Below are 24,853 nucleotides of genomic sequence, written 5' to 3'. Positions count from 1 at the left end.
CCAGCCCGGCTCTTTCGGGTCCTTTGACCTGCCCAGCACTGCCAGCCCCCTTGATCCGTCCGGCGGCTCGCCGGACTCGATCGTCTTTGGTGCGGGCGGCTTCATCGGCCGATCCGTGGTCGCTGAGCTGCTGCGCTGCGGCCGGCGGGTCGCCGCCACTGTGCGCGGCGATGCCGACCGGCTCACCTCCTGGCTGGCCAGTCAGGACGTGCCGCTGGGCGGGCTGAGCGTCGTCCGCGCCGACATCACCCGTACCGGCCTCGGCCTGCCGCCCACCGGCCTGGACGGCGTGCGCGACGTCTACAACTGCGCGGCCCGCTTCGCGTTCGGGCTGAGCGTCGCCGAGGCTCGGGCGGCGAACGTGACCGGCGCGCTCAACGTCCTCGACTGGGCCGCCGAACTGCCGGGGCTGCGGCGCGTCGTGCACGTCAGCGGGTACCGCGTCAGCGCGGACGGCCCTGCGGACGGCCCTGCGGACGACACTGCGGACGGCACAGCGGCCGACTACCGGCGGCTGGGGGCGTACGAGGCGTCGAAGAAGGAGGGGGACGCGGCGGTGCGGGCCCGCGCCCGCGAGCGCGGCATCCCGCTCACCATCGCCAACCCCTCCACCGCCATCGGGCCCGGCCAGTACGTCGGGCTGGCGTCGCTGGTGTCGGACCTGTGGCACGGCCGCCTGCCCGCCCTGCCCGGCGGACGCGAGGTGTTCGTGCCGGTCGTGGACGTCGGCTACCTCGCGGCGTTCATGACCCGGCTGCCCGAGCACGAGGAGACGGCCGGCCGGGCGTACTGGATCCTCGACGACCGCACCCCCGTCCTGCCGGACCTCATCGCGCTGCTGGCCCGCCACATGGGCGTGCGAGCGCCCCGGCGCTCGATCCCGGTCGGCCTGCTGCGCCGCCTCCCCCGGGCGCTGACCGGCGTGGACCCCGAGACGCTGTCGTTCCTGTCGGCCGACCGCTACGACACCGCGCCCGCGCGGGCCTTCGCCGAAAAGGCCGGCCTCAGCCAGCCACCCACCGAGACCGTGCTCACGACCTGGGCCGACGCCCTGGTGGCGGCCCGCTTCGGCACCGCCTCCACGCCCACCGGCCGCTGCGGGTACCAGGACGTGGCCGGCGTGCGCACCTGGCTGAGCGGCGACCGGGAGCAGCCCGGCCACGTCCTGCTCCACGGCCTGCCCTTGGACGCCGACTCCTGGACGCCGACCGTCGACCGGCTCCACGCCTCCACCCTGACCGCCGACCTGCCAGGCCACGGCAGATCAGGGCCGGCCGGAACGGGGACGCTGGACGGGTGGGTGGCCGGATTGCTCGAGCCGGTGACGACGCGGCCGGTGCTGACGGCGCACTCGTTCGCGGGTGGCCCCGCGCTGCGCTACGCCGCCGCCCACCCCGGCGCGATCTCCCGCCTGGTGCTGGTGGCTCCCGCGTTCCTCCAGAACCCCGCCCCCCGGCTGCTGCGGACGTGGGCGGCGGTGCCGCTGCTGCGCCGTCTGCCGCCCGCCCGCCTGGCCGAAACGCTGGACGTCCCGGTGGGCCGCACGGCCGACCTGGCACGTCCCGGCCGCGCCCGCGCCCTCGTCGCCGCCCTGCGTGGCGCCCACGGCCGTCGCGACGAGCTCCGCCGGCTCCTGGAACGCATCGACGTGCCCGTGGAGATCGTGGTCGGCTCGGCCGACCCGCTGACCGTCGCGGTGGACGTCCCCGTGACCACGATCGACGGCGCCGGCCACTTCCCGCAGCTCACCCACCCCGCGGCGCTCGCCACCCACCTCGAAGCCAAGGTGGGCTGCCGGAGCGCCGGCTGATCGACCTGGGAGTGCGGCCGGTCGTCATGCGGTGGCCTGGCAGGTGGTGCCCGGGGGCGGGAGCCTCAAGCTGGTGAAGTAGCGGTTGACGTGAGCGGTGACGCAGCCGCCCTTGCCGTAGACGTAGAGCGCGTGGCCATGTCCGTCGTAGCGGACGCTTGAGGAGCCCGGCACGTGGCGGATGACGCCGGCGACCTCGTCGTGGTCGGTCCAGCTGCCGACTCCGAGGAAGGGCACCAGACCGCTGGTGGGCAGCGGCGCCGGCGGGTTGGTGACGGGAGCGGGCCAGCCGGCGCAGCCCAGCGGCCACCACGCCCGCTGCCCCGCGAAGTTCGGCGACAGCTCCTGCGCCCTGCGCAGTGCGCTGCGGTAGGCCGCGTAGCTCTCGTATGCCCGGCCGTCGAGGCAGTGGGTCATGTTCTGCCCGGCGAGTGAGGGGACCTTGGGGCTGCCGGTGGCGCGACGGACGTACTCGGCGAATCCGGAGGCGTCGCCCTCGGCGGCCTTCTTGATCGCCCCGGCCAGCTCGACCCAGCGCGGCACGTCCGGTTCCGGGCCGGGCGAGGTGAAGCTGGGGGCGGCGGCCACCTTCAGGTCGAACCCGGTGTAGGCGGCCCTGGTCGGGTCGTTGCGCACCGGTACGGGTGAGCGGTCGGCGGCGACCACCAGCCGGCGCCACACCTCACCGGCGTCCTGCCCGTGCAGGGCGCAGGCCGTGGCCGAACGGCACCAGGCGGCGAACCGCTCCAGTGCCTTCTCCGCCCTCAGATACATGGAGGGTTCCCTGGCCACCGTCTCCTCGACATGGCCGGCGGTGCCGTCCATGACCATGGCGCGGATGCGGGAGGGGAACAGGCGGGCGTAGGCCAGCGCGGGATGTCCGCCGTAGGAGGTGGCGAGGAAGCTCAGCCGCTGCTCGCCCATCGCGGTGCGCACGGCCTCGATGTCGCGGGCGACCGAAGCCGAGTCCATGTGGTCGAAGAAGTCCGGGTCTGCCGACCGGCACCGCTGCGCGTGTTCGCGGTTGGTCCGGGCGAGTGCGGCGTACTCGGCACGGGTGTCCGGCAGGGTGATGTAAGGGCCGGTGGCCAGGCACTCGTACGGCAGCACGCCGCCGGGCTCGACGGTGTTGCGCGGGTCGAAGCTGACCACGTCGAAGCGGTCACGCAGCTTGGCGAACCTCGCGTGGAACTGCTCCAGCTCATCGATGCCCGACACACCGGGACCGCCGGGGATGGCGAACACCGTGCCGATCCGGCGTGCCGCACCGGAGGCGGGAAGCATCGCGATGGGCACGGTGATCTTCCGTGCCGCGGGCTCCGTCCAGATGAGGGGCACCTGGAGGGAGGCACACCGCATGTCCTTTGGGGCGTCCTTGTCGGTACACGGTCCCCAAGCCAGCGAGGACGGGCCGGAGCCGGCCGAGTCCGCGGTGGCGGGCACCGCCACCAGCGCGGCCAGGAGCGTGGCGGCCGCTCCAACGGCCGCCACCTTGAGGCGTCCCTCAAGCGCGGTCACCGTCGCGCCCGCCGTCAGCGCCGCGGCGACGTAGACGACGAGCAGCGCGGCCGCCGCCCCAGAAGGGAGCAGGCCGCCGCCCACTCCGGCGATCTGCGAAGGCAGATTCTCCATCATGTACGAGCCCACCTGCGAACGCAGCGGCGACGGCAGCGCCTGGGCGACGATCGGGATCACCAGGAAGAACATGACGAGCGCGACCAGGCTGCCGGGGGTCGACCGGATCGCCGCCCCCACCCCGAGCCCGATCAGCGCCGCGGCCGTCATGGACAGCCCGGCGACGATCACCGTGGCGAGCACGCCCGGCTCCGAAAGCGGGGTGCCGAGGGTGCCCCCGTCAAGCAGTATCTGACCGGCGCGGTCACCGAGGACGGCCTGGGCGGCCAGATGCATCGCGAACGCCAGCACCTGGCCGGCGACCAGGGTGACCGCGGCCAGCCCGGGGATCTTCGCGAACAGGAACACCTGCCGCCGCGGCACCGCCGCCAGGCTCGTACGGATCATCCCTGTGGCGTGCTCGGAGGTGATCGAGAGCGCGCCCAGGGTGCCCAGCACGAAGTAGGCGACCGGCAGCCCGGTGCCCAGCCCGGCGCCGTTGCTGGTGAAGCGCATCCGCTCCTCGAACGTCTGGCGGTCGAACCCCCGGCCCACCAGGTACGCCACCCCAGCGCAGACCAGCACGGCGAGGACCGAGACGGCCAGCAGGTAGACATTGGAGCGGAGCGAGCGAAGCTTGTACCACTCCGAGGCGATCACGTCCCTCATCGGGGCACCCCCGAGACGGTGGCGGGGCGGGCGCCGTACTGGACGCTGTCCTCGGTCAGCTCCATGAACGCCTCCTCCAGCGAGGCGCTGCGCGGCGTCAGCTCCCGCAGCGCGATGCCCGCCCGCAGGGCCAGCTCGCCGATCTCGGCCGCGTCCATGCCTTGCACCGTCAGGTCGCCCGGCGCCAGGGCGTCTGCGGTCACGCTCGCGCTGTGCGCGCGCAGGGTCTGCGCCAGCCGATCCGGATGCGCCGTGCGGACCAGGACATCGCGCTGGAACCGTGCGGCGAGTGCGTCCGTCGTCGTGTCGGCGATCAGCCGGCCGCGCCCGATGACGACGACGTGGTCGGCGGTGAGGGCCAGCTCGTTCATCAGATGACTGGACAGCAGGACGGTACGACCGTCGGCCGCGAGCGAGCGCAGCAGGTCGCGGATCCAGCGGATGCCCTCCGGGTCCAGGCCGTTGAGTGGCTCGTCGAACATGAGCACCGCCGGGTCGCCGAGCAGCGCCGCCGCGATGCCGAGGCGCTGCTTCATGCCCAAGGAGAACCTGCCGATCCGCAGGTTCGCCACGTCGGTCAAGCCGACCTGGTCGAGCACGGCGGCCACCCGCTGCACGCCGATACCGTTGCTGCGTGCCAGGCAGCTGAGATGGTCGCGGGCCGTACGCCCGCCGTGCACCGCCCCGGCCTCCAGCAGCGCCCCCAACGTGCGCATGGGACGGCGCAGCGACGCGTACGGGCGACCGTCCACCAGCGCCTCACCCGCGGTGGGGAGTTCCAGCCCGAGTACGACTCGCATGGTCGTGGACTTGCCTGCTCCGTTCGGCCCCAGGAAACCGGTCACCAGGCCCGGCTTGACCGTGAAGGTCAGGTCGTCCACGGCGAGCGTGCGGCCGTATCGCACGCTCAGCCCTCGCACTTCGATCACGTCTCATCCTTGTCCGCCAGATCAGGCCGATCAGCTCGATCCGATCGGCCGGATCAGCCTCGCGGCCCCGGGCTCCGGCCTCCATAGGTGTCGGCCCACCGGCCAGGGTGGGAAACAGCCACCTCAAGGGGTAGGGCCGGCCCCACCGTGTTCTCCTCGCCGGCACGGCAGACTGCACTTGTGATGGGGATACGACCCGCGTCCGGCGGGCCGGCGCGACAGGCCGTCAATGTTGTGGCGGGGTACGCGCGGAACGGGGTGAGCAGCCTGGCGGCGCTGGCGCTGAACGCGGTCACCGGCCTTGCGGCGCTGGCGGTGCTCGCTCTGGTGGTGGTGAGCGCCGCCCTCGTGCCGGTGGCCGGTCTCGGGCGGGCGCCGCTCGGCCTCGGGCTTGTTCTCGTCCATCATCTGGCCGCCCACCAGCGCCGCTGGGCGGGCCGAGTACTCGACAGGGACGGCGCCGCAGGAGGTCACCGGCGTGAAATGGGCCGGCCATGGCGGGCCACTGCCGTGCCGGAGGCGCGCCGGCGCGGCACGCGGCGTGAACTGGGCTGGCTGGCCGTGCACGCCGTCACGGGTCCCGCTCCGGTGGCGGCGGTGTGGGCGATGCTGGCCGCCCTGGACTACGTCTGGTTCCGGCTGCAGCCGACGCAGACGGGCACGCTGAACACGTTCGCGCTCAGCTTGTCCATCGTGGCCATCGCGGCGGTCGCCCTCATGGCCATCTTCCAGCTCCGCATCGGGCAGGCGCGACTGGCGCGACGGCTGCTGAGTGGTGGCACCGCGACGGACGCGCGGATCCGAGCGCTGACCGCGTCGCGAGCCGCGGTGGTCGACGCGCGCGCCGCCGAGCTGCGGCGCATCGAACGCGACCTGCACGACGGCGCCCAGGCCAAGCTGATCGCCATCTCCATGCACCTGGGGCTGGCCCGCGGCTCCCGTGATCCGGGCGAGATGGCCCGCATGATCGACGAGGCGCGAGAGGTCGCCGGCCAGGCGCTGACGGACCTGCGTGACCTGGTGCGTGGCATCCATCCCCCGGTGCTGTCCGACCGAGGTCTGGCCGGCGCCATCGAGGCGTCCGCGCTGCTGTGCCCGATACCGGTCGAGGTCGATATCGATCTGCCCGGCCGCCCGCAACCGCCCGTGGAGTCCGCTGTCTACTTCGCCGTCGCCGAGGCGCTGGTCAACGTGGCTAAGCACAGCGGCGCCTCACGCGCATGGGTGCGGCTGCGGCACACCACCGGCGTGCTTCGCATGACCGTGGGCGACAACGGGTGCGGCATGGCGCGTTGTGACGGTGGCACCGGACTGCGTGGCATCGAGGACCGCCTGTCCGCCTTCGACGGCTCGCTCACAGTGAGCAGCCCTCAAGGCGGCCCTACCATACTGACCATGGAGGTCCCGTGCGCGTTGTCATAGCCGAAGACCTGACGCTCCTGAGGGACGGGCTGGTCCGCCTGCTGTCGGCGAACGGCTTCACCGTCGTGGAGGCCGTGGACAACGGTCCCATGCTGCTGGAGGCCCTGGTCCGGCACCGCCCGGACGTGTCCGTGATCGACGTGCGGCTACCGCCCGGCTTCACCGACGAGGGGCTGCGCGCGGCGCTGGAGGCGCGCAGCCAGGTTCCGGGGCTGCCAGTGCTGATCCTCTCGCAGTACGTGGAGCAGCTCTACGCCAGGGAGCTGTTGTGCGACCGCTCCGGCGGGGTGGGCTACCTGCTGAAGGACCGGGTGGGCGACGTCGACAGATTCGTCGACGCGGTACGCCAGGTCGCCGGGGGCGGCACCGCGATGGACCCGGAGGTGGTCTCCCAGCTGCTGACCCGCCGCAGCCGCGACGAGCCGCTCGCCACACTGACCCTCCGGGAGCGTGAGGTGCTCGCGCTCATGGCGGAGGGCATGTCCAACCTGGCCATCGCCGCCCGCTTCCAGGTCACCGACAAGGCGATCGGCAAGCACACCAACAACATCTTCGCCAAACTCGGTCTTCCTCCGTCCGACGATCACAACCGGCGCGTCATGGCGGTTCTGGCCTACCTGCAAGCCACACCCGCCACGACCACCGGCTTGACGCGCTCCCCGGCCAAGGCCGGGGATTCAGCCCGTGCCGCGTCGTACGGCGTCCGACGCCTTCCACAGTGACCTGCTGGCCGGGGCTGCGGGACGACAGCGGTCGCCCGGCCGAGGCCGTATCGGCGGGCGGGTGGTGATCGCGTTCCCGAGGGGAGCAAGCCTCGGACGCGCCGCCGGCATCAGGACGGCTCTTCCCCGCCGGGCGATGAACGCGGCACGGCGACCTCCAGGAAGCGGGCCACCAGCGGGTTGTCGTCGCCGCGACGCCAGGCCACCGCGACGGTGGTGCGTGCGTCGTCCGGTGCGATGCGGCGGTACGCGACACCGTCGAGCCGTATCCGGCGGATGCTCGCCGGAGCGAGCGAGACCCCCAGCCCCGCCTCGACGAGCGCGCAGACCGTCTGCCACTCGATGGCCTCCTGGCCGAGACGGGGTTCGAAGCCCGCATCGCGGCACAACGACAGGATCCGGTCGTGGAAGCGTGGCCCGGCGGCGCGGGGCAGCAGGACGAAGGGTTCGTCGGCGAGTGCGTCGAGGGGAAGGACGCGCCGGGCCGCGAGAGGATGGGCGGCGGGCAGGACCGCGACGAACTCCTCGGTCAGGATCGTCTCGGCCGCGAGGCGGGGCTCGTCCGGCGGCTCGCGCAGGAGCCCGACGTCGATCACCCGCTCGCGCAGCGCGGTCACCTGTGGCGCCGAGGTCATCTCCCGAATCTCCATCTCCACCTGCGGAAACCGGTCGCGGTACGCCCGCAGCAGGCCCGGCAGGACGGTCAGCGCGAGCGAGGCGGCGAAGCCGACCCTGATGAGACCGGCCTCCCCGCTGCCGATGCGCCGGGCCGCGTCCAGGCCCGTGGTGATCTCGCCGAGCGCGCGCCGGGCGGCGGGCAGGAGCTGACGCCCGGCGGCGGTGAGGGCGACCGTGCCGGGCCCCCTGGTGAACAGCCGGTGCCCGACCTTCGCCTCCAGGCGGCGGATCTGCTGGCTGAGCGGCGGTTGCGCGATGCCCAGCCGGTCGGCGGTGCGCCCGAAGTGGAGCTCTTCCGCGAGCACCGCGAAGGCGTGAAGCTGCTGCAGGCTGAGCTCGGGACGGTCCATACCTCTAGGGATATCAGAGGCAACTCAACGACGTATTAGACATATCGCCGCTGCTTGTTTACCTTTTCGCCTCATGACGGAACGACGCGTGATCCTCAGCGGGTCCACCTTCGAAGAGCAGATCGGTTACGCGCGGGCGGTGATCGACGGCGACCGGGTGCACGTCTCCGGGACGACCGGGTTCGACTACGCGACCATGACGATCTCCGACGACGTGGTCGAGCAGGCCGAGCAGTGCCTGCGCAACGTGGAGTGGGCGCTGGCCGAGGCGGGCTGCTCGTTCGCCGACGTCGTCAGGGTCCGCTACCTGCTGCCCGATCGCGCGGACTTCGAGCCGTGCTGGCCGGTGCTGCGCCGCCGCTTCGGCGACGTACGGCCGGCCGCGACGATGATGGTGTGCGGACTGTCCGATCCCCGCATGAAGATCGAGATCGAGGTGGACGCACGACGGCCCGGCTGATGATGCCCTCGGCGTGCTGTTGCCGGCCGCGACGGCCCTGACGATTCTGCTCGGCAGCGCCGCGAAGCTGGTGACGCGCCGCCGCGAGGTCGCCGCCACCCTGGGATCGCAGCTGATCCTGGGTGGCGGCGTCGCGAGCGCGTTTCTGCTGGTCACCAGATGACGGGCAGCTCGTGCATGCCGTAGACCGCGGCCTCCTCCTTGAACGACAGCTTCTCGGCCGGGACGGCCAGCCGCAGCGTCGGCACCCGGCGGAACAGCGTGCTGAAGAAGATCTCCAGCTCCACCCGCGCCAGGTTCTGGCCCAGGCACTGGTGGGCGCCGTAGCCGAAGGCGAGGTGGTTGCGGGCGCCGCGCTCGATGTCGAACCGCTCGGGGTCCTCGAACACCTCGGGGTCGCGGTTGCCGGCGTTGGCCAGCATGAGCACGCCCGATCCTGCCGGGATCACGGTGCCGCTCAGCTCGACGTCCTCCAGCGTGACCCGCGCCATCGCGAACTCGGCGATCGTGAAGTAGCGCAGCAGCTCCTCGACGGCGTGCTCGGCCTTCTCGGGGTGCTCGCGCAACGCGTCCGCCGCCTCGGGATGCTCTTCGAGCAGCAGGTACGTGCCCAGCGAGATCATGTTCGCGGTCGTCTCGTGACCGCCGATGAGCAGCAGGAACGCCAGGCTGATGAGCGCCTGGTGGTCCACCGTGCCGGTCTCGCGCTGCTTGACGATCTGGCGGCCGAGCAGGTCGTCGGTGGGCTGCTGCTCCTTGGCGGTGATCAGCTTGTCGAGGTAGACAGCCAGCTCCAGCACGGCGTGCTGGCGTTCCTGCTCGCTGGCGCGCCGGTTGAGCAGCTGCGCGGAGTTGGTCTGGAAGAAGTCGTGATCGTCGTAAGGCACCCCGAGCAGCTCACAGATCACCAGCGACGGCACCGGCAGCGCGACGGCGTGCACGAGATCGGCCGGGCGCGGACCCGCCAGCATGGCGTCCAGGTGCTCGTCCACGATCTGCTGGATGCGCGGCCGCATGGCGGCGATGCGCCGCAGCGTGAACTCGCCGACCACGGCCCGCCGGACGGGCCCGTGCTCGGGCGGGTCCATCTCCAGCATCATCTTCGGCAGCGGCGAGGACGCGGGCTGCTCGCTGCCGTCGTTGACCAGGCGCGGCGCGGCGGGATGGCGGCGGTTCGCGCTGAAGCGCGGGTCGCTCAGAACCGTCCTGATGTCCTCGTAGCGGGTGGCCACCCAGGCGTCGCGGCCCGTGGGCAGCTTGACCTTGGCGACGGGCCGCTCGCGCAACAGCCGCACGTGCTGCTCGGGCGGGGCGAACGGGCACCCACGCGCGGTCTGCAGCGTCTCAGCGGACTCAGCGGAGTCAATGGTCAAGGCTCTCCCCCTTCATCACGGCCCATCGATGTGACGGAAGCGGCGCTCACGGCCTGGGCAGCAGCGCGTCCACGGCCTCGCGCAGCGGCCCGGCCAGGTCCTCGTCCGAGGCCGTGGCCAGGGGCCGCAACCCGGTGGAGGCGCGCAGCGTGGCCACCCCGACCGACAGGGCCAGCACCAGCTGGGCGCGCAGCATCAGCCGCTCACCCTCCGGCGCGTCGGGCCGCCATCCTGCCGCGGCGGCCAGGTCCTCGCTGGTGGACCTGAGCAGCCCGACGCGCATCCGCTCGGTGCGCTCGTCACCGGACGTGCGCAGCAGGAGCAGCAGCACGTCGGTCAGCCGCCCCTCGCCGGTCGCCGTGATGACGTGCCTGATGGCGTCGGGGATGGGGGCGTGGTCGGCGATGCGGCGCAGCTCCTCGGACGCGGCCTCCAGGCACGCCTCGAACAACCCTTCCTTCGTCTGGAAGTAGCGGTTGACGAGGGCGACGTTGACACCGACGTCGTCGGTGATGTCGCGGACGGTCGTCGCGGCGTAGCCGTCGTGCGCGAAGCGTTTGAGCGCCGCGTCGAGCAGCCGCTGCCGGGTCCTGGCCGCATCGCGGCGCCGGACGACCTCGGTGCCGCCTCCGGTCATCGATGTCCCTTTCCGTTTACTCCGGCAGGATAGCGGTGACCGGCCACGGATGTAAATCGCTGTTGACTTATCGGTACGCGTAGTCGGGGCCCAGGACGTTCAGCAGCGCCAGGGCCTCGGCGTCGGCCGATCCCGGAGGCGCGCTGTAGAGGATGAGGTGCTGGTCGCAGTCGGTGAGCGCGAGCGAGTCGCAGTCCACGGTGACGGAATCGACGACCGGGTGGTGGAAGGTCTTGGAGAGCGTGGGCGCGGGCTGCACGTCGTGCCGCTCCCAGAGGCGGGCGAACTCGGGGCTGCCGGTACGCAGCTCCTCGATCAGCTCGGCGACCTCGGGATCGGACGGGTAGCGAGCCTGGGTGCGGCGCAGCTCCATGACGACGTGCCGGCGGAAGACGCCGGCATCGGAGATCCCGTACGGCCGGGGACCCTCCAGCGTCCAGGGCAGGAAGGCCCGGCGCGCGACGTTGCGATCCTTCGGGGCGAGCTTGCCGAAGTCCTCCATGAGCGCGGTGGCCAGGTGGTTCCATGCGAGCACCTCGAACGCGGCAGAGGTGACGAAGGCGGCCGTCTGCGGCAGCCGCTCCAGCAGCGCGAGGATGCTCGGGCGCACGTCGCGCGGGTGTAGCCCGGTACGGCTCTCCGCGGTGCCCGCCAGCACGTGGAGGTGGCGGGACTCGGCGTCGGTGAGCCGCAGCGCGGCGGCGATCCCGGCCAGGACCTCCCCCGACGGGCGCGGCGCCCGGCCCTGCTCCAGCCGGACGTAGTACTCGGTGGAGATGTGCGCGAGCACCGCCACCTCCTCACGGCGCAGGCCGGGTGTCCGGCGGCGCGGCCCCGAGGGCAGGCCGACGTCCTCCGGGCGGAGCCGCTCCCGCCTGCTGCGAAGAAAGGCCCCAAGTTCCTGTTTGTCCATATCTCCAGTGTGCCCGTCACGTGGCCGCGTAGCCTGGTACCGGTTGTGCCTGCATCCGCTCCGCCCACCCGGCTGACACTGGTCGGCATGACCAACACCACTGTTTCCGCCCCTGTCGGCCTGCTCACCGGCAAGGTCACGCTCATCACCGGCGCCAGCCGCGGCATCGGCGAGGCCGCGGCCCGGCTCTTCGCCCGCGAGGGCGCCGCCGTCGTGCTCGCCGCCCGCAGCACCGGCGTACTGGACACGATCGTGGCCGAGATCCGCGAGGACGGCGGCGTCGCCGACGCCGTGGCCGTGGACCTGGCCGACCGTGCGAGCATCCGTGCGGCCGTCGAGCGGGTCGAGGAGCTGCACGGGCGGCTGGACGGCGCGTTCAACAACGGCGCGGCGATCCAGCAGCCTGGGCCGCTCGACACCACCAGCGACGAGGACATCGACCGGCAGTTCGCGGTGAACTTCCGCGGGCACTGGACGGCCATGACCGCCGAGGCCGCGCTGATGCGGCGCGGCGGTGGCGGCGCCATCGTCAACACCTCCAGCATCGGCAGCCGCCGCGCCAACCCCGCGCTGCCGGCGTACGGGGCGATGAAGCGGGCGCTCAACAGCATCACCGAGACCGCCGCGGTGAGCTGGGCGTCCGACGGCATCCGGGTGAACGGCATCACCCCCGGCGCCACCGTCACCGAGATGATGGACGCATGGGAGGCCATGACGCCCGGCGTCCAGAAGCACGCGACCGCCATGACCCCGCTCGGCCGGATGGCCGAGCCCCGTGAGGTCGCCGAGGTGGCGGCGTGGCTGCTCAGCGACCGCGCCTCGATGGTGACCGGCGCGATCGTCCCGGTGGACGGCGGCGCCGGCGCCTGACCCGCGCGGGCTTCCGGCCCGCACGCGGCCCGACGCGGCTCGTGCGCGGGTCAGGGCAGCTCGACGCGAGGGTCAGGGCAGCTCGATCCGGCTTGCACGCACGGTGAGAGCAGCCTGATCCCGGCCGGCTCGGGCGGTCAGAGAAGGCGTCGCTGGACGATGTCGGCGATGACCGTGCTGACCATGGCCTCCACGGCCTGCTCCTCGGGCGGCCCGGCCGCGCGGTCGGCGAACAGCAGGTGACCGGCCCCGATCAGGGTCAGCGCGTGCGTCGCCGCGTCGGTGTCGGCGGCGACCCGGCCCAGCTCGCACTCGCGGGCGAGGTAGGACCGCAGCATGGCGGCCCCCTCGGCCAGCAGCGGGACCCCGGACGGGGTGGACCGGCGCAGGCGGGCGCGCAACTCGTCGCGGAAGATGATCAAGCCGGCGATCGACACGGTGACCGGGTCGAACAGCTCGATCAGCGCGGCGGTGAGGTTGCCCGCGACCGTGCCGGTGCCCGCGGCGGCGACGAGCGCGGCGGCCTGGGCGTCGAGGCGGGCGATGCGGTCGCGTACCAGCTCGACGACGAACGCGTCGAAGTCCGCGAAGTGGCGGTGCAGCACCCCCTTGGCGACCCCCGCTTCGGCGGTGACCGCCCGGCTGGTCAGACCCTCGGGCCCGGCCCGCAGCAGCACCCGCTCGGCCGCCCCGAACAGCTGCGCGCGGACATCGCGGATGGCAATGCCGGTCGGCATCGTCCGTCTCCCTCTCGATGTGCGGTGAGACCGGCAGGTCTCACAGGTCGGCCACGAAGTCCAGCGCGATCGCCCAGGCGCGCTCGGTCGCCTCGGCGTCGTAGTCGGGCAGGTCGGGGTCGGTGAACAGGTGGCCGGCGCCCGCGTAGCGGAACACCTCGACGTCGGCCCGCGCCCTGCGCATCTGGATGTACCAGGCGTTGAGCCAGTCGGCGGGCTCGCTGGTGTCGGGGTCGGCGACGTGGAGCTGCACCGGCAGGTCGTCGGCCGCGACGCCGTCGGCCATGTCGGAGGTGCCGTGCATGAGCAGCAGGCCGCGCGAGCGCTCGTCGCCCAGGGCGAGGTTCTGTGCCAGCGCGGCGCCCAGCGAGAAGCCGGCGTAGACCAGGCCGTGCTCCGACAGCGGGGCCGCTGCGGCCACGGCCCGCTTGAGCAGCTCGTCGCGGCCGATCTCCTCCTTGATCGCGATGCCCTCCTCGGGGGTGCCGACCACCCGGCCGTCGTAGAGATCGGGCACGTGCACCTCGTGTCCGGCCGTCCGCAACCTGTCGGCGGCCTGGTGGACGGCGGGCCGCAGGCCGTACATCGAGTGCAAGAGGAGAATCCGTGCCATGCGCGCAGCTTAGCCGCCCCGGCGGGCGGCTCACGCGGGCGCGGGGGCGGCGGCGCGTAGCCACTGCTCCACTGCCGCGCTCATCCGCGCGCCCGCCTCCAGCGCCGCCGCCTTGCCCGCCACCGGGTTGGTGCCGGCCGCCTGACCGAGGATCACCCCCAGCACCAGGCGGCCTTCGACGCGGGAGGCCCACATCAGGTTGCCGCCCGCCGCCGTCCCGGAGCCGGTCTTGACGCCGATGACGCCGTGCGCGCCCAGCAGCGTGTTCGTGCTGGGCAGCCGCCTTGAGTCGCCCGGCACGGCGGTGTCCGCCTGCGCCACCACCGCGCGGAAGACCGGGTCGCGCATGGCCGCCTTGGCCAGCTTGAGCTGGTCGGATGCGGTGCTGACCGTGCTGTCCTCGATGCCGCTGGCCCCCGTGTACGTGGTGGCGGCCATGCCGAGGCGGCGCGCGGCGGCGTTCATGCGGACGGCGAAGCGCTCCTCCGAGCCGGCGTCCCACCGGGCCAGCAGCCGGGCCGCGTTGTTGCCGGACGGCACCAGCATCAGCTCGAGCAGCCGCCGCAGCCGGATCCGTCGCCCCTCGACCAGCGGCACGGTGGACTCCTGCGGCAGGAAGGACTCCTCGGCCGCCGTCCGGTCCACGGTGATCAACGGGCCCTGGCCGGACGGCTTGAGCGGGTGGCGGCGCAGCAGCACGTACGCGGTCATCACCTTCGTCACGCTCGCGATGGGCACCGGCTCGGCGCCCCCGCTCGAACCCAGGCTGCCCACGCCCACCACCTCCACCGTGGCCTGCCCCTCGTCCGGCCACGGCAGAGGCACGTTCGTCCCGGAGGCGATCCCGCACCCGGACAGCACGCACACCAGCACAAGCATTACGAATCTCCGCATGCCGGCCAGCGTGCGGCACCGATGTCTCCAGGCGGCGATGAGCGCGTCTCCGCCGGGCGGCGACCATGCGTCAGGTGTGTAGCAACGACCTCAGCCCGGACGGCGGAGGGTGCGGCGCACGGCCAGCCCGCCGAGTGCCGCCGAGGCCAGCGTCAGGATCGCCGCCTCCGTCCACTGGAAGCGCCAGAACCGGGACGGCGGGTGGTAGTACACGGCGTAGCGGTAGCCCTTGCCGAACAGGCACGCCTGCCATGCCTCGGCGTTCCTGCTGCTCTGCCCCGCGTCCACGCGGCGCGGGCAGCCGGTGTTCGAAGGGTCGTCCACCTCTTTCCCCGACGGCGCGACCCAGGTGGAGCGCACCAGCCGGGCGTCCTGGTCGGGCAGCACCACCGTGCCGGTCAGCGCGGCGCGGGCCGGCTCGGCGTAGTGGTCGCTGAGCTGGAACAGCGTGAACATGGTCACCACCACACCGGCCACGACCAGCGCCATCGCGGGCAGCGTCCGCCGGAAGATGGTGCCGGCGAGCGTGCCGAGCGCGTACGCGTACAGCCACCACGCCGCCGGCACCACGCCGACCATGTTGAACACGCCGATGTTGCCGAACGCGGAGTCGATCCCCGTCCTGAACACCGGCCGCCACAGGCTCACCATGAGCGAGAGCAGCAGCCCGCCCGCCACGACCGCCCCGCCCAGCACCGACAGCTTGATCGCCAGCCACCGCCCCACGGACACGGACTGGGTCCAGGCCAGGCGGTGGGTGCCGCGCTCGTACTCGCGGCCGAGCAGCGGCGCGCCCCAGAACGCGCCGATCAGCGCAGGAGCGACCAGGGGCATCCAGCCGAACACCGAGTACACCGCGTCGTAGCGCTGTCCGAGCGCCACGGCCAGGTCGCCGCAGGCCACGGCGGGTCCCGGGCAGCCGGGCGGTGCGTGCTCGGCGACGTACCGGCTGGCCTCCAGCCCCGAGCCGAGCAGCAGCACGCCGAGCACTCCCAGGAAGCCCGCCGTCACGAGGATCTGCGCCCGGTGCTGGCGCCACGTCACCCAGATCACGCGCGCACCCCCGCGAGCCCCGGCAGCGCCGCGGACTCAGGGCTGCGCAGGTAGCCCATGACCAGCTCGCCCAGCCCTGGACGGCGCGCCTGCCAGCGCGGGTCGGGCGGGAGCGCGCCCCTGACCAGCAGGCTGACCTGCCTGCCGGTACGGCTCGCGGTCACCACGTGGGTGCCCGCCGTGGACGCCTCCTCCGGACCGGTGAGCACGACATGCCCGTCGAGCAGGTCCTCGATGTCGCCGCTGACCTGCAGCCTGCCGCCGTTGAGCACGATCAGCCAGTCGCACGTCTCCTCCAGGTCGGAGACGACGTGGGAGGACAGCAGCACGGTCAGCTCGCGCCCGGCCACCTCCGCCATGATCGACCGCATCACGTCGTGGCGGGCCAGGGGGTCGAGGTTGGCCAGCGGCTCGTCCAGCACGAGCAGGTCGGGCCGGCTCGCCAGCGCCAGGGTGACCGCCACCTGCGCCTGCTGGCCTCCCGACAGGCGGCCGGCCTTGTGATCAAGCGGGATGCCCAGCGCGGCGAGCCGGTCGGCCGCGGCGGTGTCGTCCCAGTGCCGGTTCATGCGGCGGCCGAAGGTGAGCATCTCGGCGACGGTGAAGCCGTCATACAGCGGCTTGTCCTGGGCCACGAACGCCACCTCGCCGGCCACCCGCACGCCGCCCGTCGCGGGCCGCAGCAGGCCGACGGCCGCGTGCATGAGCGTCGTCTTGCCGGCGCCGTTGGGGCCGACGAGCGCCGCCACGCGGCCTGCGGGCAGCGACAGCGAGCAGTCGCGCAGCGCCCACGTACGGCGGTGGCGGACGCCCAGCCCGGTCGCCTCCAGCGCGGAGTTCATGCCGCGCCCTCCTTCGCGACGTCGGCCACGACCACGGTGAACAGCGCTCGCAGGTCCTCCTCGTCGAGCCCCGCCGCGCGGGCGTCGCGCACCCACGACTCCAGGGACCGCCGCAGCCGCGTGTGGTCGGCGAGCGTCGCGCCCGCGATGCCCTGCCGGACGAACGTCCCCATCCCGGGCCGCCCCTCGACCAGCCCTTCGCGCTCCAGCTCCCGGTACGCCTTGAGCACGGTGTTGGGGTTGATGGCCAGGCGCTCGACCACCTCGCGGGCGGTCGGCAACTGGTCGCCGGGTCGCAGCGTGCCGAGCCGGAGGGCCTGTTTCACCTGGTGCACGAGCTGCAGGTAGGTCGAGACCCCCGAGCCGCGATCCAGGTTGAACTCGATCAAACCAGAATCACCCTTTCACTAATTAAGTAGTGAAAGGGTGATGGAGGAGATCGCTGGTTGTCAACTCGTCCGGGTCAGGAGGCGGAGGCGTCGAGGTCGATGCCGGCGACCGTCAGCACGCCGTCGATGTCCATGAGCGTGCTCGCCAGGTCGCTGATCGACCCCGCGCCCTGCACCACGAGCCAGATCGACACGCCGCCCTGCTCGCGGCGCTCGCGGTCGACGGTCAGCTCCGCGATCACGAACCCCTTGTCCGTGCACGCCGACAGCACCCGCCGCAGCGCGCCCCGCCCGTCCAGGTACGTCAGGCGCAGCGGGGTCTGCGCGTACTTCGAGCGCGGCAGCAGGCCGGTCAGCGGCGTGAACGCGAACACCACCAGGAAGTGCCCCACCGTCACGGCGATCGCGAGCACCCACAGCCCGGCCCCCGCCGCCATGCCGACCGCGCACGTCAGCCACACCACCGCGGCGGTCGTCAGGCCGCGCACCGCGTCGCGGCGCACGAAGATCAGGCCGCCGCCGATGAAGCCGATGCCCGACACGATCTGCGCGGCCACCCGGGACGGGTCGAGGGCGACGTTGTCGCCGAGCACGTCCGCGAAGCCGTACTTGGAGACCAGCATGATGAGCGCGGAGGCGAAGCCGACCAGCGTGTGCGTCCGCAGCCCCGCGCTCTTCTGCCGGATCTCACGCTCCAGCCCGATCGCGGCGGACAGCAGTAACGCCAGCCCCAGATCCCCGAGCTGTCCCCATCCCTGACCGTCGAACACCCCAGCCGTCAACGCAACCTGCATTCCGCTGACCCTCCCCGCTCTTTCCCGTCCGCACACCTGCGGCGAGCTGGGCTCTCACGGTCGGCTCACGCGTCCTGGCGGACCCTGGCGGCACGTTTCCAGGCAGTTCACCAGGAGGGGAAGCAGCATGCGGTACTCGTGCAAACTCGCCGCCGCGCTCGCTCTGACCGCGGCCGTGGCCGTGCCGGCCGCACCGGCGGCCACGGCGACGTCGTCGTGCCGGGTGGAGTTCTACGACCTCGACGCGATCGAGGTGGCCGAGTCGGACGGGAAGGACGAGATCCGGGTGCGGCTGCTTCCGTACCTGTATCCCGCGGGCTGGGTGAACATGCGCGCCGGCGACGACGCGGACCCCGCCGACTTCAACATCCCGGACATCACGATCAGCGGCAACACCATCAAGTCCTACAGCCTGCGCGAGGTCACCCCGCCGCTGGTCGGGGCCGGTGTCGAGCTGGGCGAGGTCGAGGTCTACGGCGGGACGTGCCAGACGCTCGACCCCGGCGAGGTCTACACCTACACGAAGAACATCGTCGGCACGTACGAGGAGTCGTTCTGGTACGTGATGAAGGTCCGCATGACCGGTCAGTGACAGGCTCAGCCGGCGACCCAGTCCATGTGGTCGACCCAGTGCTCGAACAGCGCCCGGTCGCCCTGCACGTCGAGCGCGGGCGCCGCGTCGAGGGCGCGGCGCCTGGTGATCACGAGGAGGAGGTCGGTGGCCGGGCCGCTGACCGTGACGTCGGCCTCGCCACCGCCCTGCTCCAGGACCACGCCGTCCTGCTCGCGGCGGGCCAGCCAGTCGCCGGGCGCGTCGGTGGCGCGGAAGCGCAGGGTCTGGCCGTCTCCGCGCATCGCCTCGGCGAAGCGCGGCACGTTGTCCCAGTAGCCGCGCGAGGTCATCGTGGCCAGCCAGTCGGCCAGGGCCGCGACGGCGAGGTCGGGCGCCAGCTCGTAGGGCAGGCCGAGCGCCGCCGCCGCGTCGGCGCGGTGGACGCAGACCTCGCCGAACACCCGGCGCGCCCAGAACGGCACGCCCGCCGCGGCGCCCGACGGATCCCACACCGGCGTGTCGTCGGAGACCGAGGAGTATGCCTGCCGCACCTCGGCCGCGCAGCCGGTCAGCCATGCGCGCCACTCGGCCGGATCCGTCGGGCCGGGAACGGCGCCGGCGAACGCCGGGGTCGGGTCGATCAGCCGGTCACCGACCAGCATGGTCACCATCCGCTGCACCCCGCCGACGTGGTCGACGAGGTCGGCCAGCGTCCACTCGGGGCAGGTCGGCACGGGGATCGCGGCGTCCTTGCCGTCGACCCAGTCGGCCAGCGTGTCCGTCTGCTCGACGGCGGCCCTCACGTATGCGGATGTGTCCATGGCCACTACTCCAGGTGCTCGGCGTTGTCGATCAGACCGTACCGGCCTGGTCCGACATTTCGCCGGGAGATCGTCGAGTGGTGAGGAACGCGCGCACCGCCGGGTCGGTGGTGAGCTCGACGGCCTTGGCGTACGCAGCCGCCGCGTCCTCGTGCCGCCCGAGCCTGGCCAGCAGGTCGCCCCGTACGGCGTGATACGGCTGGAATCGCTCCCGCTCCGGCGGGAGGGCTTCGAGCAGGTCCAGCGCGTGCTGCGGAGAGTCCGTCCGTCCTGCGACGGCCGCGTGCGCGACCCGGCCGCCCAGGCTGGGCGCGACGGACACCAGCGCCGTGTAGAGGGTGCGCAGCGCGGGCCAGTCCGTCGCGCCGGTCCTGGCGCGGTCGCAGTGGACGGCCTGGATCGCCGCCTCCAGCTGGAACCGGCCGGGCGCCTGGCCAGGACGTCCGGCCCTGGCCAGGTAGTGCTCGCCCTCCGCGATCAGGCCCTTGTCCCAGCCTGACGGGTCCTGCTCCTCCAGCGGCAGGTACGGCCCGCCGGGCCGCGCCGCCCGTGCCGCGTCCAGGGTGAGCAGCGCGGCCAGGCCCCACGCCTCCGGCTGGGTTTCGAGCAGGCGGGCCACCGTGACCGCGAGGTAGCGTGCCTCGCCGGCCAGGGACCCGGCGTCGCCCCGGTCCGGCCAGGCCAGGGCGTAGCACCCGTACACCGCCTCCAGCACCGGCGCCAGCCGCTCGTTCGTCGACTCGCGGCCGGGGACGGCGAACGGGATGCGGGCGTCGCGGATCCGCCGCTTGGCGCGTACCAGGCGCTGCGACATCGCGCCCGCGGGCACCGCGAACGCCCGCGCGATGTCGGCGGAGTCGAACCCGAGCACGGTCTGCAGCATCAGCGGGGTACGGACGTTCGCGGCGATCGCCGGATGCGCGCAGACGAACAGCAGGGCCAGCCGCCGGTCGGGGATGGCGTCCTCGTCCAGCCCGTCCAGGGGCGCACTCCCCCGGTCGGCGGCGTCTTCCAGCGGGGCCGACCGGCGGTGCGCGGCGGACTTCCAGAAGTCCCGCTGCCGGTTGCGCGCCACCGTGAGCAGCCAGCCCTCCGGATTGGCCGGCACGCCGTCGCGCGGCCACGTGACCAGCGCCTGCTCGAACGCCTGCGCCAGCGTGTCCTCGGCGAGTTGCAGGTCCCCGGTGGAGGCGGCCAGCAACGCGACCAGCCGCCCGAACGACTCCCGCGCCGCCCGCTCCGCGACCCTCGCCGCGTCGCCGGGTGGGCGGGAGGTCACGAGGGGACCCAGGCGCCGTTCTCGATGTGCACCGCGCCGGGACGGATCTCGACCGTGCCCCAGGCGGCCGGTGGGGCCTGGCGGGCCCAGGTCAGGGCGGTGTCGAGGTCGGGGACGTCGATGACGACCACGCCGCCGAGCTGCTCCTTGGTGTCGGCGTACGGGCCGTCCTGGATGCGGGGCTCGCCGCCGGTCGCGGTGAGCGTGGTCGTGACCGAGGACGGCTGCAGGATCTGGCCGCTGACCAGGATCCCGGCCTGCTCCAGCGTGGCGGCATAGGCCGCCATCGCCCGCTGCCCCTCGGCGAGTGCCTCGGCCCCGAGGGTCTCCTCGCTCTCCTCGCTGTAGTGGAACATCAGCATGTACCGCATGATGGGATCCTTTCTCATCTCATGGAATGACGCGCGATGACGACGCCGGTCGTGGACTGTCCCGGGCCCTGCATCACCCCGTCCAGGGTGACGGTCTCGAAGACGCTGACAATGCCCAATGCGTCGCTCCTTGCCATCGAAAAGCGGTCTGGCATGGAGATGACGAGGACGGAGGTCTCAGACCGACACCCGGGACTCAGGAATCGTGGCGTACAGCAGATCCCGCAGGCCGGGCAGCGATTCGCGGTCGCCGCGCCAGACCAGCCGCAGCCCCAGGTCGGGCACGGCGACGTCCAGCCGCACGAGCGTGCCGGCCTTCAGCGCGGCGGACACGGCGAACTCAGGAAGCAGCGCGATGCCGAGCCCCTGTTCGGCCCAGGCCCGCATCACCTGCACCCCACCCGCCTGCACGCGTTCCATCGCGGGCCCGAAGGCCCGGTCGGCGGCCAGGTGGAAGGAGCAGGTGGGCACGTTGACCAGCAGCCGTTCACCCGACAGCTCGCTCAGGGCAGGCGTGGGACGCCCGTGCAGCCGATGACCGGGCGCCGCGACGAGCACGAGAGGCACGGTGTCGATGTCGAGGAAGCTCAGCGGCGGCGCGGTGAAGCCGAGGTCGCCGAGGGTGTCGCCGGTGTCGAGGAGCAGCGCCGCCTCCAGCCGTCCCGCGGTGACGTCGGCGAGCAGGTCGTCCCGCCGCATGCTGGGCAGGACGTCCACGCGCAGGCCGGGGCGGCGCTCGGTGAGCGTGGCGAGGACGCGCGGCGCGTGGGTGGCGGCGATGGTCTCCAGCGCGCCCAGCCGCAGCCGCTCCGCCTCGCCGCGGACCTCGCGCCGCGCCTGTTCGGCCTGGTCGAGGAGGCGGCGTGACCAGGTGAGCAGGCGTTCGCCCTGCGGGGTGAGATGCATGCCCTTGGTCGTGCGCGCGAACAGGTCCACGCCGAGCGACCGCTCCAGGGCGCGGATCTGCGCCGAGACGCTGGAGGGCGCCAGGTCGAGGGCGACGGCGGCGTCGGTGACCGTACGGTGGCGGACCACGGCTTCGAAGATCCTCAACTGGCGCAGCTCCATGTGGTGACGCAACCAGGAGGCGCGTTCGGACATTCCGAACGCGGCGTGCGGATCCGCCGGTGGAGCGGCCGGTACGGGCGGTCCGAAGGTGTGGCGCATGACTTTCGCGCGAACCACGCCCGCGACGCGCCGGACGGCGGCGCTGGTGGGCATCTCTTTCGGATATTTCATGGTGTTGCTGGACATGACAGTCCTGTCGGTGGCCGAGCCGGACCTGGCGGCCTCGCTGCGCACCTCCATGGCCGGGCTGCAGTGGGCGACCACGGGATACACGGTGGTGTTCGGCGCGCTGCTGCTGTCGGCGGGTGCGGTCGCCGACCGGTACGGCGCGCACCGGGTCTTCCGCGCCGGGGTGCTGACGTTCGGGCTCGGCTCGCTGCTGTCGGCCCTGGCTCCGACGCTGGCGGTGCTGGTCGGGCTGCGGGTGGTGCTCGGCGCGGCCGGGGCGGCCTGCGTACCGGCGTCGATGGCGATGATCGCGCGCCTCTACCCGGAGCCGGTGGCGCGCGGACGGGCGGTCGCGACCTGGGCGGCGATCAGCGGGGCGGCGGTGGCGGCGGGCCCGCTGATCGGCGGAGTCCTGGTCGACTGGGCAGGCTGGCGGGCGATCTTCCTGGTCAACGTGCCGATCGCGGTGCTGGTGCTCGTGCTGACGCTCGGGCGGGCGGCCGGCACCCCGCGCGGTGACCGCAGGATCGACTGGCGGGCGCAGGCGGCGGCCTGCGCGGTGCTGGCCCTGCTGACCGACGCGCTGGTCGCGGCGGGTGCGCGGGCCTGGCTGCACGCGGCCGGGTCGGGCATCGCCACGGTGCTGGCCGCCGGGGTGTTCGTGGTGCTGGAACGGCGCAGCGACACTCCCGTACTGAACCCGGCGCTGCTGCGCAGCCGTGGCGTCCTGGCCGCGCTGGCGGCGGGCGCGGCGGTGAACTTCGCGCTCAACGGCAGCCTGTTCGTGCTGCCGCTGCTGTTCCAGCAGGACCGCAGGCTGGGTGCCGCCGCCACGGGGCTGGCCTTCCTGCCGCTCACCCTGCCGTTCGTGCTCAACCCGCCGCTCGTCGGGCGGCTGGCCGCCCGGGTCGGCCCGCGCCCGCCGATCCTGCTCGGGCTGACGCTGCTGGCGGCAGGCGGCGTCGTGCTCGGGGCGGCGATCCAGGCCGGAGCCGGGTACCTCTGGCTGGCGATGGGGCTGCTGGGCTGCGGTCTCGGCGTGTCGTTCGTGCTGCCGGCGCTGGTCTCGGCGGTCATCGGCGCCGCGCCCGCGCAGTCGGCAGGTGCGGCGGGAGGGCTGCTCAACGCCGTACGGCAGGCCGGGGCCACGCTCGGCGTTGCCGTCATGGGCGGCGTGGCGGGGCCGGGGGCAGCGATGGTGGTCGCGGCGGTGGTGTGCGCGGCGGCGGGGATCTGGTTCGCCGCCACCCCACAGCGATAATCGACACATTGGCGAGAAAAATCGACATAGTGTAGATTTTGTGCTGTGGGGAGCCGGCCGGGCTCCTCCCGGAGCCCTTGGAGGGGGACATGCAGCAACAGAAGTGGCTCATCACCGGCGTCAGCTCGGGCCTCGGCCGGGCCATCGCCCAGGCAGCGCTGGCCGCCGGGCACATCGTCACCGGGACCGTCCGCTCCGAGGCGGACCTGCGGGCGTTCGAGGAGCTGGAGCCGGGCCGCGCGCACGGCCGCATCCTCGACGTGACCGACGACGAGGCGGTCACCCGGGTGTTCGCCGACGTCGAGCAGCACGTCGGCCCGCTCGACGTCGTCATCGCCAACGCCGGTTACGGCCTCGAGGGCACGTTCGAGGAGACCCCGCTGGCGGAGGTGCGGCGGCAGTTCGAGGTCAACGTCTTCGGGGCGGTGGCCACGCTGCGAGCGGCGCTCCCCTACATGCGGCAGCGCCGCCGCGGCCACCTGATGGCCGTCACCTCCATGGCCGGGATGATGACCGTGCCCGGCATGTCCGCCTACTGCGGCAGCAAGTGGGCCATGGAGGGCATCCTCGCGTCGCTGGGCCAGGAGGTCGAGCAGTTCGGCATCCACGTGACGGCGATCGAGCCGGGCTCGTTCCGTACGGACTGGGCGGGACGGTCCATGACGCGCGCCGAGCACTTCATCGAGGACTACGACGAGCTGTTCATGCCCATCCGCCAGAGGCGGCTCAAGGCGAGCGGCAACCAGCTGGGCGATCCGGCCAAGGCCGGGGAGGCCGTGGTGCACATCGCGTCGATCGAGGAGCCGCCGGCCCACCTGGTGCTGGGCTCCGACGCGCTGCGCCTGATCGCCGCCCAGCGCGCCGCCGTCGAGGAGGACATCCGCGCATGGGAGGCGCTCTCCCGTACGACGGACTTCCCCGAGGGCGCGCAGCTCTGATGCCCGGCACCCAGCCCGCGCGGCGCCGGCGCGCCACGGAGCGCAAGGGGGATCTGCGGGAGCGGGCGATCCTCGACACCTGCGAGTCGCTGCTGGCCGAGAAGGGCTACGAGGCGATGACGGTCGGCGACATCGCCCAGGGCGCCGGCATCACCCGCGGCGCGCTCTACTTCTACTTCGGCTCGAAGCAGGAGGTGGTCACGGCGCTCGTGGCGCAAACCGTCGAGCACCTGTGGGAGCGCTCGCGGGCCACGGCCGAGAGCGACGAACCGCGCCAGGCCATCGCGGCGGCCATGCGGCGCACGATCGAGCTGTGGAACGAGCACGGCCTGGTCATGCGCACCGCGATCGACCTGTCGCTGACCGTGCCGGAGATCGGGCAGCTGTGGAGCCACACGGCCGACCTGTTCACCGGAGCCATCGCCGCCGTGCTGCAGCGGGCGGGCGTGCCGGCCGGCGGCGCGCCCGACCAGGCGCCGGCGATGGCCCGCGCGCTGTGCTGGATGATCGAGCGGAGCTTCTACCACGCCTCGCAGGAGTCCCCAGGGAGCCTGGAGCTGGCGTCGGCGGCGTGCGAGCACATCTGGCTGACGTGCGCCGGGCTGACCGGGCAGGGGTGAAACGG

At 72.9% G+C, this 24,853-nt stretch carries 27 protein-coding genes; 10 read left to right on the top strand and 17 right to left on the bottom strand.

Features of this window, described 5'->3' with window-relative positions; all coding sequences use genetic code 11:
• The first annotated feature begins 28 nt into the window (after positions 1–28).
• Positions 29–1,810 (top strand): alpha/beta fold hydrolase, encoded by a 1,782-nt coding sequence (locus AB0K12_RS40270; RefSeq protein ID WP_364573090.1) that lies wholly within the window; start codon positions 29–31, stop codon positions 1,808–1,810.
• Positions 1,811–1,834: 24 nt separating this feature from the next.
• Here AB0K12_RS40270 and AB0K12_RS40265 read toward each other — a convergent pair whose 3' ends face one another.
• A complete protein-coding gene (locus AB0K12_RS40265) occupies positions 1,835–4,093 on the bottom strand; it encodes an alpha/beta fold hydrolase (RefSeq protein WP_364573052.1) in 2,259 nt (752 codons plus the stop codon).
• The gene (locus AB0K12_RS40260) at positions 4,090–5,022 is read right to left on the bottom strand and encodes an ATP-binding cassette domain-containing protein (RefSeq protein ID WP_364573049.1); all 933 of its coding nucleotides are present in this window, start codon (positions 5,020–5,022) and stop codon (positions 4,090–4,092) included. Before AB0K12_RS40260 ends, AB0K12_RS40265 begins: the two co-directional genes overlap by 4 nt.
• 183 nt (positions 5,023–5,205) lie before the next feature.
• Here AB0K12_RS40260 and AB0K12_RS40255 point away from each other — a divergent pair, with 183 nt between their 5' ends.
• The gene (locus tag AB0K12_RS40255; RefSeq protein WP_364573047.1) at positions 5,206–6,444 is read left to right on the top strand and encodes a histidine kinase; all 1,239 of its coding nucleotides are present in this window, start codon (positions 5,206–5,208) and stop codon (positions 6,442–6,444) included.
• On the top strand, positions 6,429–7,166 hold the full coding sequence (locus AB0K12_RS40250; RefSeq protein WP_364573045.1) for a response regulator transcription factor: 738 nt from the start codon (positions 6,429–6,431) through the stop codon (positions 7,164–7,166). Before AB0K12_RS40255 ends, AB0K12_RS40250 begins: the two co-directional genes overlap by 16 nt.
• A 110-nt stretch (positions 7,167–7,276) precedes the next feature.
• Here AB0K12_RS40250 and AB0K12_RS40245 read toward each other — a convergent pair whose 3' ends face one another.
• Complete coding sequence (locus tag AB0K12_RS40245) at positions 7,277–8,194, bottom strand: LysR family transcriptional regulator (protein ID WP_364573043.1); 918 nt, start codon at positions 8,192–8,194, stop codon at positions 7,277–7,279.
• A 73-nt stretch (positions 8,195–8,267) separates the two neighbouring features.
• Between AB0K12_RS40245 and AB0K12_RS40240 the strand changes: the two genes are divergently transcribed.
• Positions 8,268–8,654 carry a RidA family protein gene (locus tag AB0K12_RS40240; RefSeq protein WP_364573041.1) on the top strand — a complete coding sequence of 129 codons (387 nt, stop codon included), beginning with the start codon at positions 8,268–8,270 and terminating at the stop codon, positions 8,652–8,654.
• A 13-nt stretch (positions 8,655–8,667) separates the two neighbouring features.
• The gene (locus tag AB0K12_RS40235) at positions 8,668–8,817 is read left to right on the top strand and encodes a hypothetical protein (RefSeq protein ID WP_364573039.1); all 150 of its coding nucleotides are present in this window, start codon (positions 8,668–8,670) and stop codon (positions 8,815–8,817) included.
• On the opposite strand, the gene AB0K12_RS40230 is transcribed toward AB0K12_RS40235, so the two are convergent.
• From AB0K12_RS40230 to AB0K12_RS40220, 3 genes are all read right to left on the bottom strand, one after another.
• Positions 8,807–10,027: a cytochrome P450 gene (locus AB0K12_RS40230; RefSeq protein ID WP_364573037.1), complete on the bottom strand. Its 1,221-nt coding sequence runs from the start codon at positions 10,025–10,027 to the stop codon at positions 8,807–8,809. The two genes, AB0K12_RS40235 and AB0K12_RS40230, sit on opposite strands and share 11 nt — an antisense overlap.
• Before the next feature lie 46 nt (positions 10,028–10,073).
• A complete protein-coding gene (locus AB0K12_RS40225; RefSeq protein WP_364573036.1) occupies positions 10,074–10,664 on the bottom strand; it encodes a TetR family transcriptional regulator in 591 nt (196 codons plus the stop codon).
• 67 nt (positions 10,665–10,731) lie between these two features.
• Positions 10,732–11,577 (bottom strand): helix-turn-helix transcriptional regulator, encoded by an 846-nt coding sequence (locus AB0K12_RS40220; RefSeq protein ID WP_364573034.1) that lies wholly within the window; start codon positions 11,575–11,577, stop codon positions 10,732–10,734.
• Positions 11,578–11,664: 87 nt separating this feature from the next.
• On the opposite strand from AB0K12_RS40220, the gene AB0K12_RS40215 reads away from it, so the two are divergent.
• Positions 11,665–12,447 (top strand): SDR family oxidoreductase, encoded by a 783-nt coding sequence (locus AB0K12_RS40215; protein ID WP_364573032.1) that lies wholly within the window; start codon positions 11,665–11,667, stop codon positions 12,445–12,447.
• A gap of 137 nt (positions 12,448–12,584) precedes the next feature.
• On the opposite strand, the gene AB0K12_RS40210 is transcribed toward AB0K12_RS40215, so the two are convergent.
• The 7 genes from AB0K12_RS40210 to AB0K12_RS40180 all read right to left on the bottom strand — a co-directional run bounded on the left by AB0K12_RS40210 (position 12,585) and on the right by AB0K12_RS40180 (position 17,769).
• Complete coding sequence (locus tag AB0K12_RS40210; protein WP_364573030.1) at positions 12,585–13,184, bottom strand: TetR/AcrR family transcriptional regulator; 600 nt, start codon at positions 13,182–13,184, stop codon at positions 12,585–12,587.
• Between the two features lie 40 nt (positions 13,185–13,224).
• A complete protein-coding gene (locus AB0K12_RS40205) occupies positions 13,225–13,797 on the bottom strand; it encodes a dienelactone hydrolase family protein (RefSeq protein WP_364573028.1) in 573 nt (190 codons plus the stop codon).
• Positions 13,798–13,827: 30 nt separating this feature from the next.
• On the bottom strand, positions 13,828–14,691 hold the full coding sequence (locus tag AB0K12_RS40200; protein ID WP_364573025.1) for a serine hydrolase: 864 nt from the start codon (positions 14,689–14,691) through the stop codon (positions 13,828–13,830).
• Positions 14,692–14,781: 90 nt separating this feature from the next.
• Positions 14,782–15,744 carry a hypothetical protein gene (locus tag AB0K12_RS40195; RefSeq protein WP_364573023.1) on the bottom strand — a complete coding sequence of 321 codons (963 nt, stop codon included), beginning with the start codon at positions 15,742–15,744 and terminating at the stop codon, positions 14,782–14,784.
• Positions 15,741–16,586 (bottom strand): ABC transporter ATP-binding protein, encoded by an 846-nt coding sequence (locus tag AB0K12_RS40190; RefSeq protein WP_364573021.1) that lies wholly within the window; start codon positions 16,584–16,586, stop codon positions 15,741–15,743. Before AB0K12_RS40190 ends, AB0K12_RS40195 begins: the two co-directional genes overlap by 4 nt.
• Positions 16,583–16,975, bottom strand: coding sequence for a GntR family transcriptional regulator (locus AB0K12_RS40185; protein ID WP_345406917.1), 393 nt, complete (start codon positions 16,973–16,975; stop codon positions 16,583–16,585). The genes AB0K12_RS40190 and AB0K12_RS40185 overlap by 4 nt, the downstream gene beginning before the upstream one ends.
• A gap of 74 nt (positions 16,976–17,049) precedes the next feature.
• Positions 17,050–17,769: an MgtC/SapB family protein gene (locus AB0K12_RS40180; protein ID WP_364573018.1), complete on the bottom strand. Its 720-nt coding sequence runs from the start codon at positions 17,767–17,769 to the stop codon at positions 17,050–17,052.
• A 127-nt stretch (positions 17,770–17,896) separates the two neighbouring features.
• Here AB0K12_RS40180 and AB0K12_RS40175 point away from each other — a divergent pair, with 127 nt between their 5' ends.
• Complete coding sequence (locus AB0K12_RS40175; RefSeq protein ID WP_364573016.1) at positions 17,897–18,361, top strand: hypothetical protein; 465 nt, start codon at positions 17,897–17,899, stop codon at positions 18,359–18,361.
• A gap of 5 nt (positions 18,362–18,366) precedes the next feature.
• Here AB0K12_RS40175 and AB0K12_RS40170 read toward each other — a convergent pair whose 3' ends face one another.
• The 4 genes from AB0K12_RS40170 to AB0K12_RS40155 form a co-directional block, all read right to left on the bottom strand.
• Positions 18,367–19,143, bottom strand: coding sequence for a maleylpyruvate isomerase family mycothiol-dependent enzyme (locus AB0K12_RS40170; RefSeq protein WP_364573014.1), 777 nt, complete (start codon positions 19,141–19,143; stop codon positions 18,367–18,369).
• Positions 19,144–19,174: 31 nt separating this feature from the next.
• Complete coding sequence (locus tag AB0K12_RS40165) at positions 19,175–20,422, bottom strand: DUF6596 domain-containing protein (RefSeq protein ID WP_364573012.1); 1,248 nt, start codon at positions 20,420–20,422, stop codon at positions 19,175–19,177.
• Positions 20,419–20,793 (bottom strand): YciI family protein, encoded by a 375-nt coding sequence (locus AB0K12_RS40160; protein ID WP_364573010.1) that lies wholly within the window; start codon positions 20,791–20,793, stop codon positions 20,419–20,421. The genes AB0K12_RS40165 and AB0K12_RS40160 overlap by 4 nt, the downstream gene beginning before the upstream one ends.
• 177 nt (positions 20,794–20,970) lie before the next feature.
• Positions 20,971–21,846 carry a LysR family transcriptional regulator gene (locus AB0K12_RS40155; RefSeq protein WP_364573008.1) on the bottom strand — a complete coding sequence of 292 codons (876 nt, stop codon included), beginning with the start codon at positions 21,844–21,846 and terminating at the stop codon, positions 20,971–20,973.
• A 112-nt stretch (positions 21,847–21,958) separates the two neighbouring features.
• Here AB0K12_RS40155 and AB0K12_RS40150 point away from each other — a divergent pair, with 112 nt between their 5' ends.
• The 3 genes from AB0K12_RS40150 to AB0K12_RS40140 all read left to right on the top strand — a co-directional run bounded on the left by AB0K12_RS40150 (position 21,959) and on the right by AB0K12_RS40140 (position 24,848).
• Positions 21,959–23,290 (top strand): MFS transporter, encoded by a 1,332-nt coding sequence (locus AB0K12_RS40150; RefSeq protein WP_364573006.1) that lies wholly within the window; start codon positions 21,959–21,961, stop codon positions 23,288–23,290.
• 89 nt (positions 23,291–23,379) lie between these two features.
• Positions 23,380–24,228 carry an oxidoreductase gene (locus AB0K12_RS40145; RefSeq protein ID WP_364573004.1) on the top strand — a complete coding sequence of 283 codons (849 nt, stop codon included), beginning with the start codon at positions 23,380–23,382 and terminating at the stop codon, positions 24,226–24,228.
• A complete protein-coding gene (locus tag AB0K12_RS40140; protein ID WP_364573002.1) occupies positions 24,228–24,848 on the top strand; it encodes a TetR/AcrR family transcriptional regulator in 621 nt (206 codons plus the stop codon). The genes AB0K12_RS40145 and AB0K12_RS40140 overlap by 1 nt, the downstream gene beginning before the upstream one ends.
• Positions 24,849–24,853: the final 5 nt, after the last annotated feature.

This window comes from Nonomuraea sp. NPDC049419, assembly GCF_040676995.1.
GTDB lineage: Bacteria > Actinomycetota > Actinomycetes > Streptosporangiales > Streptosporangiaceae > Nonomuraea > Nonomuraea salmonea.
This window is presented reverse-complemented; position numbering and strand designations above follow the sequence as displayed.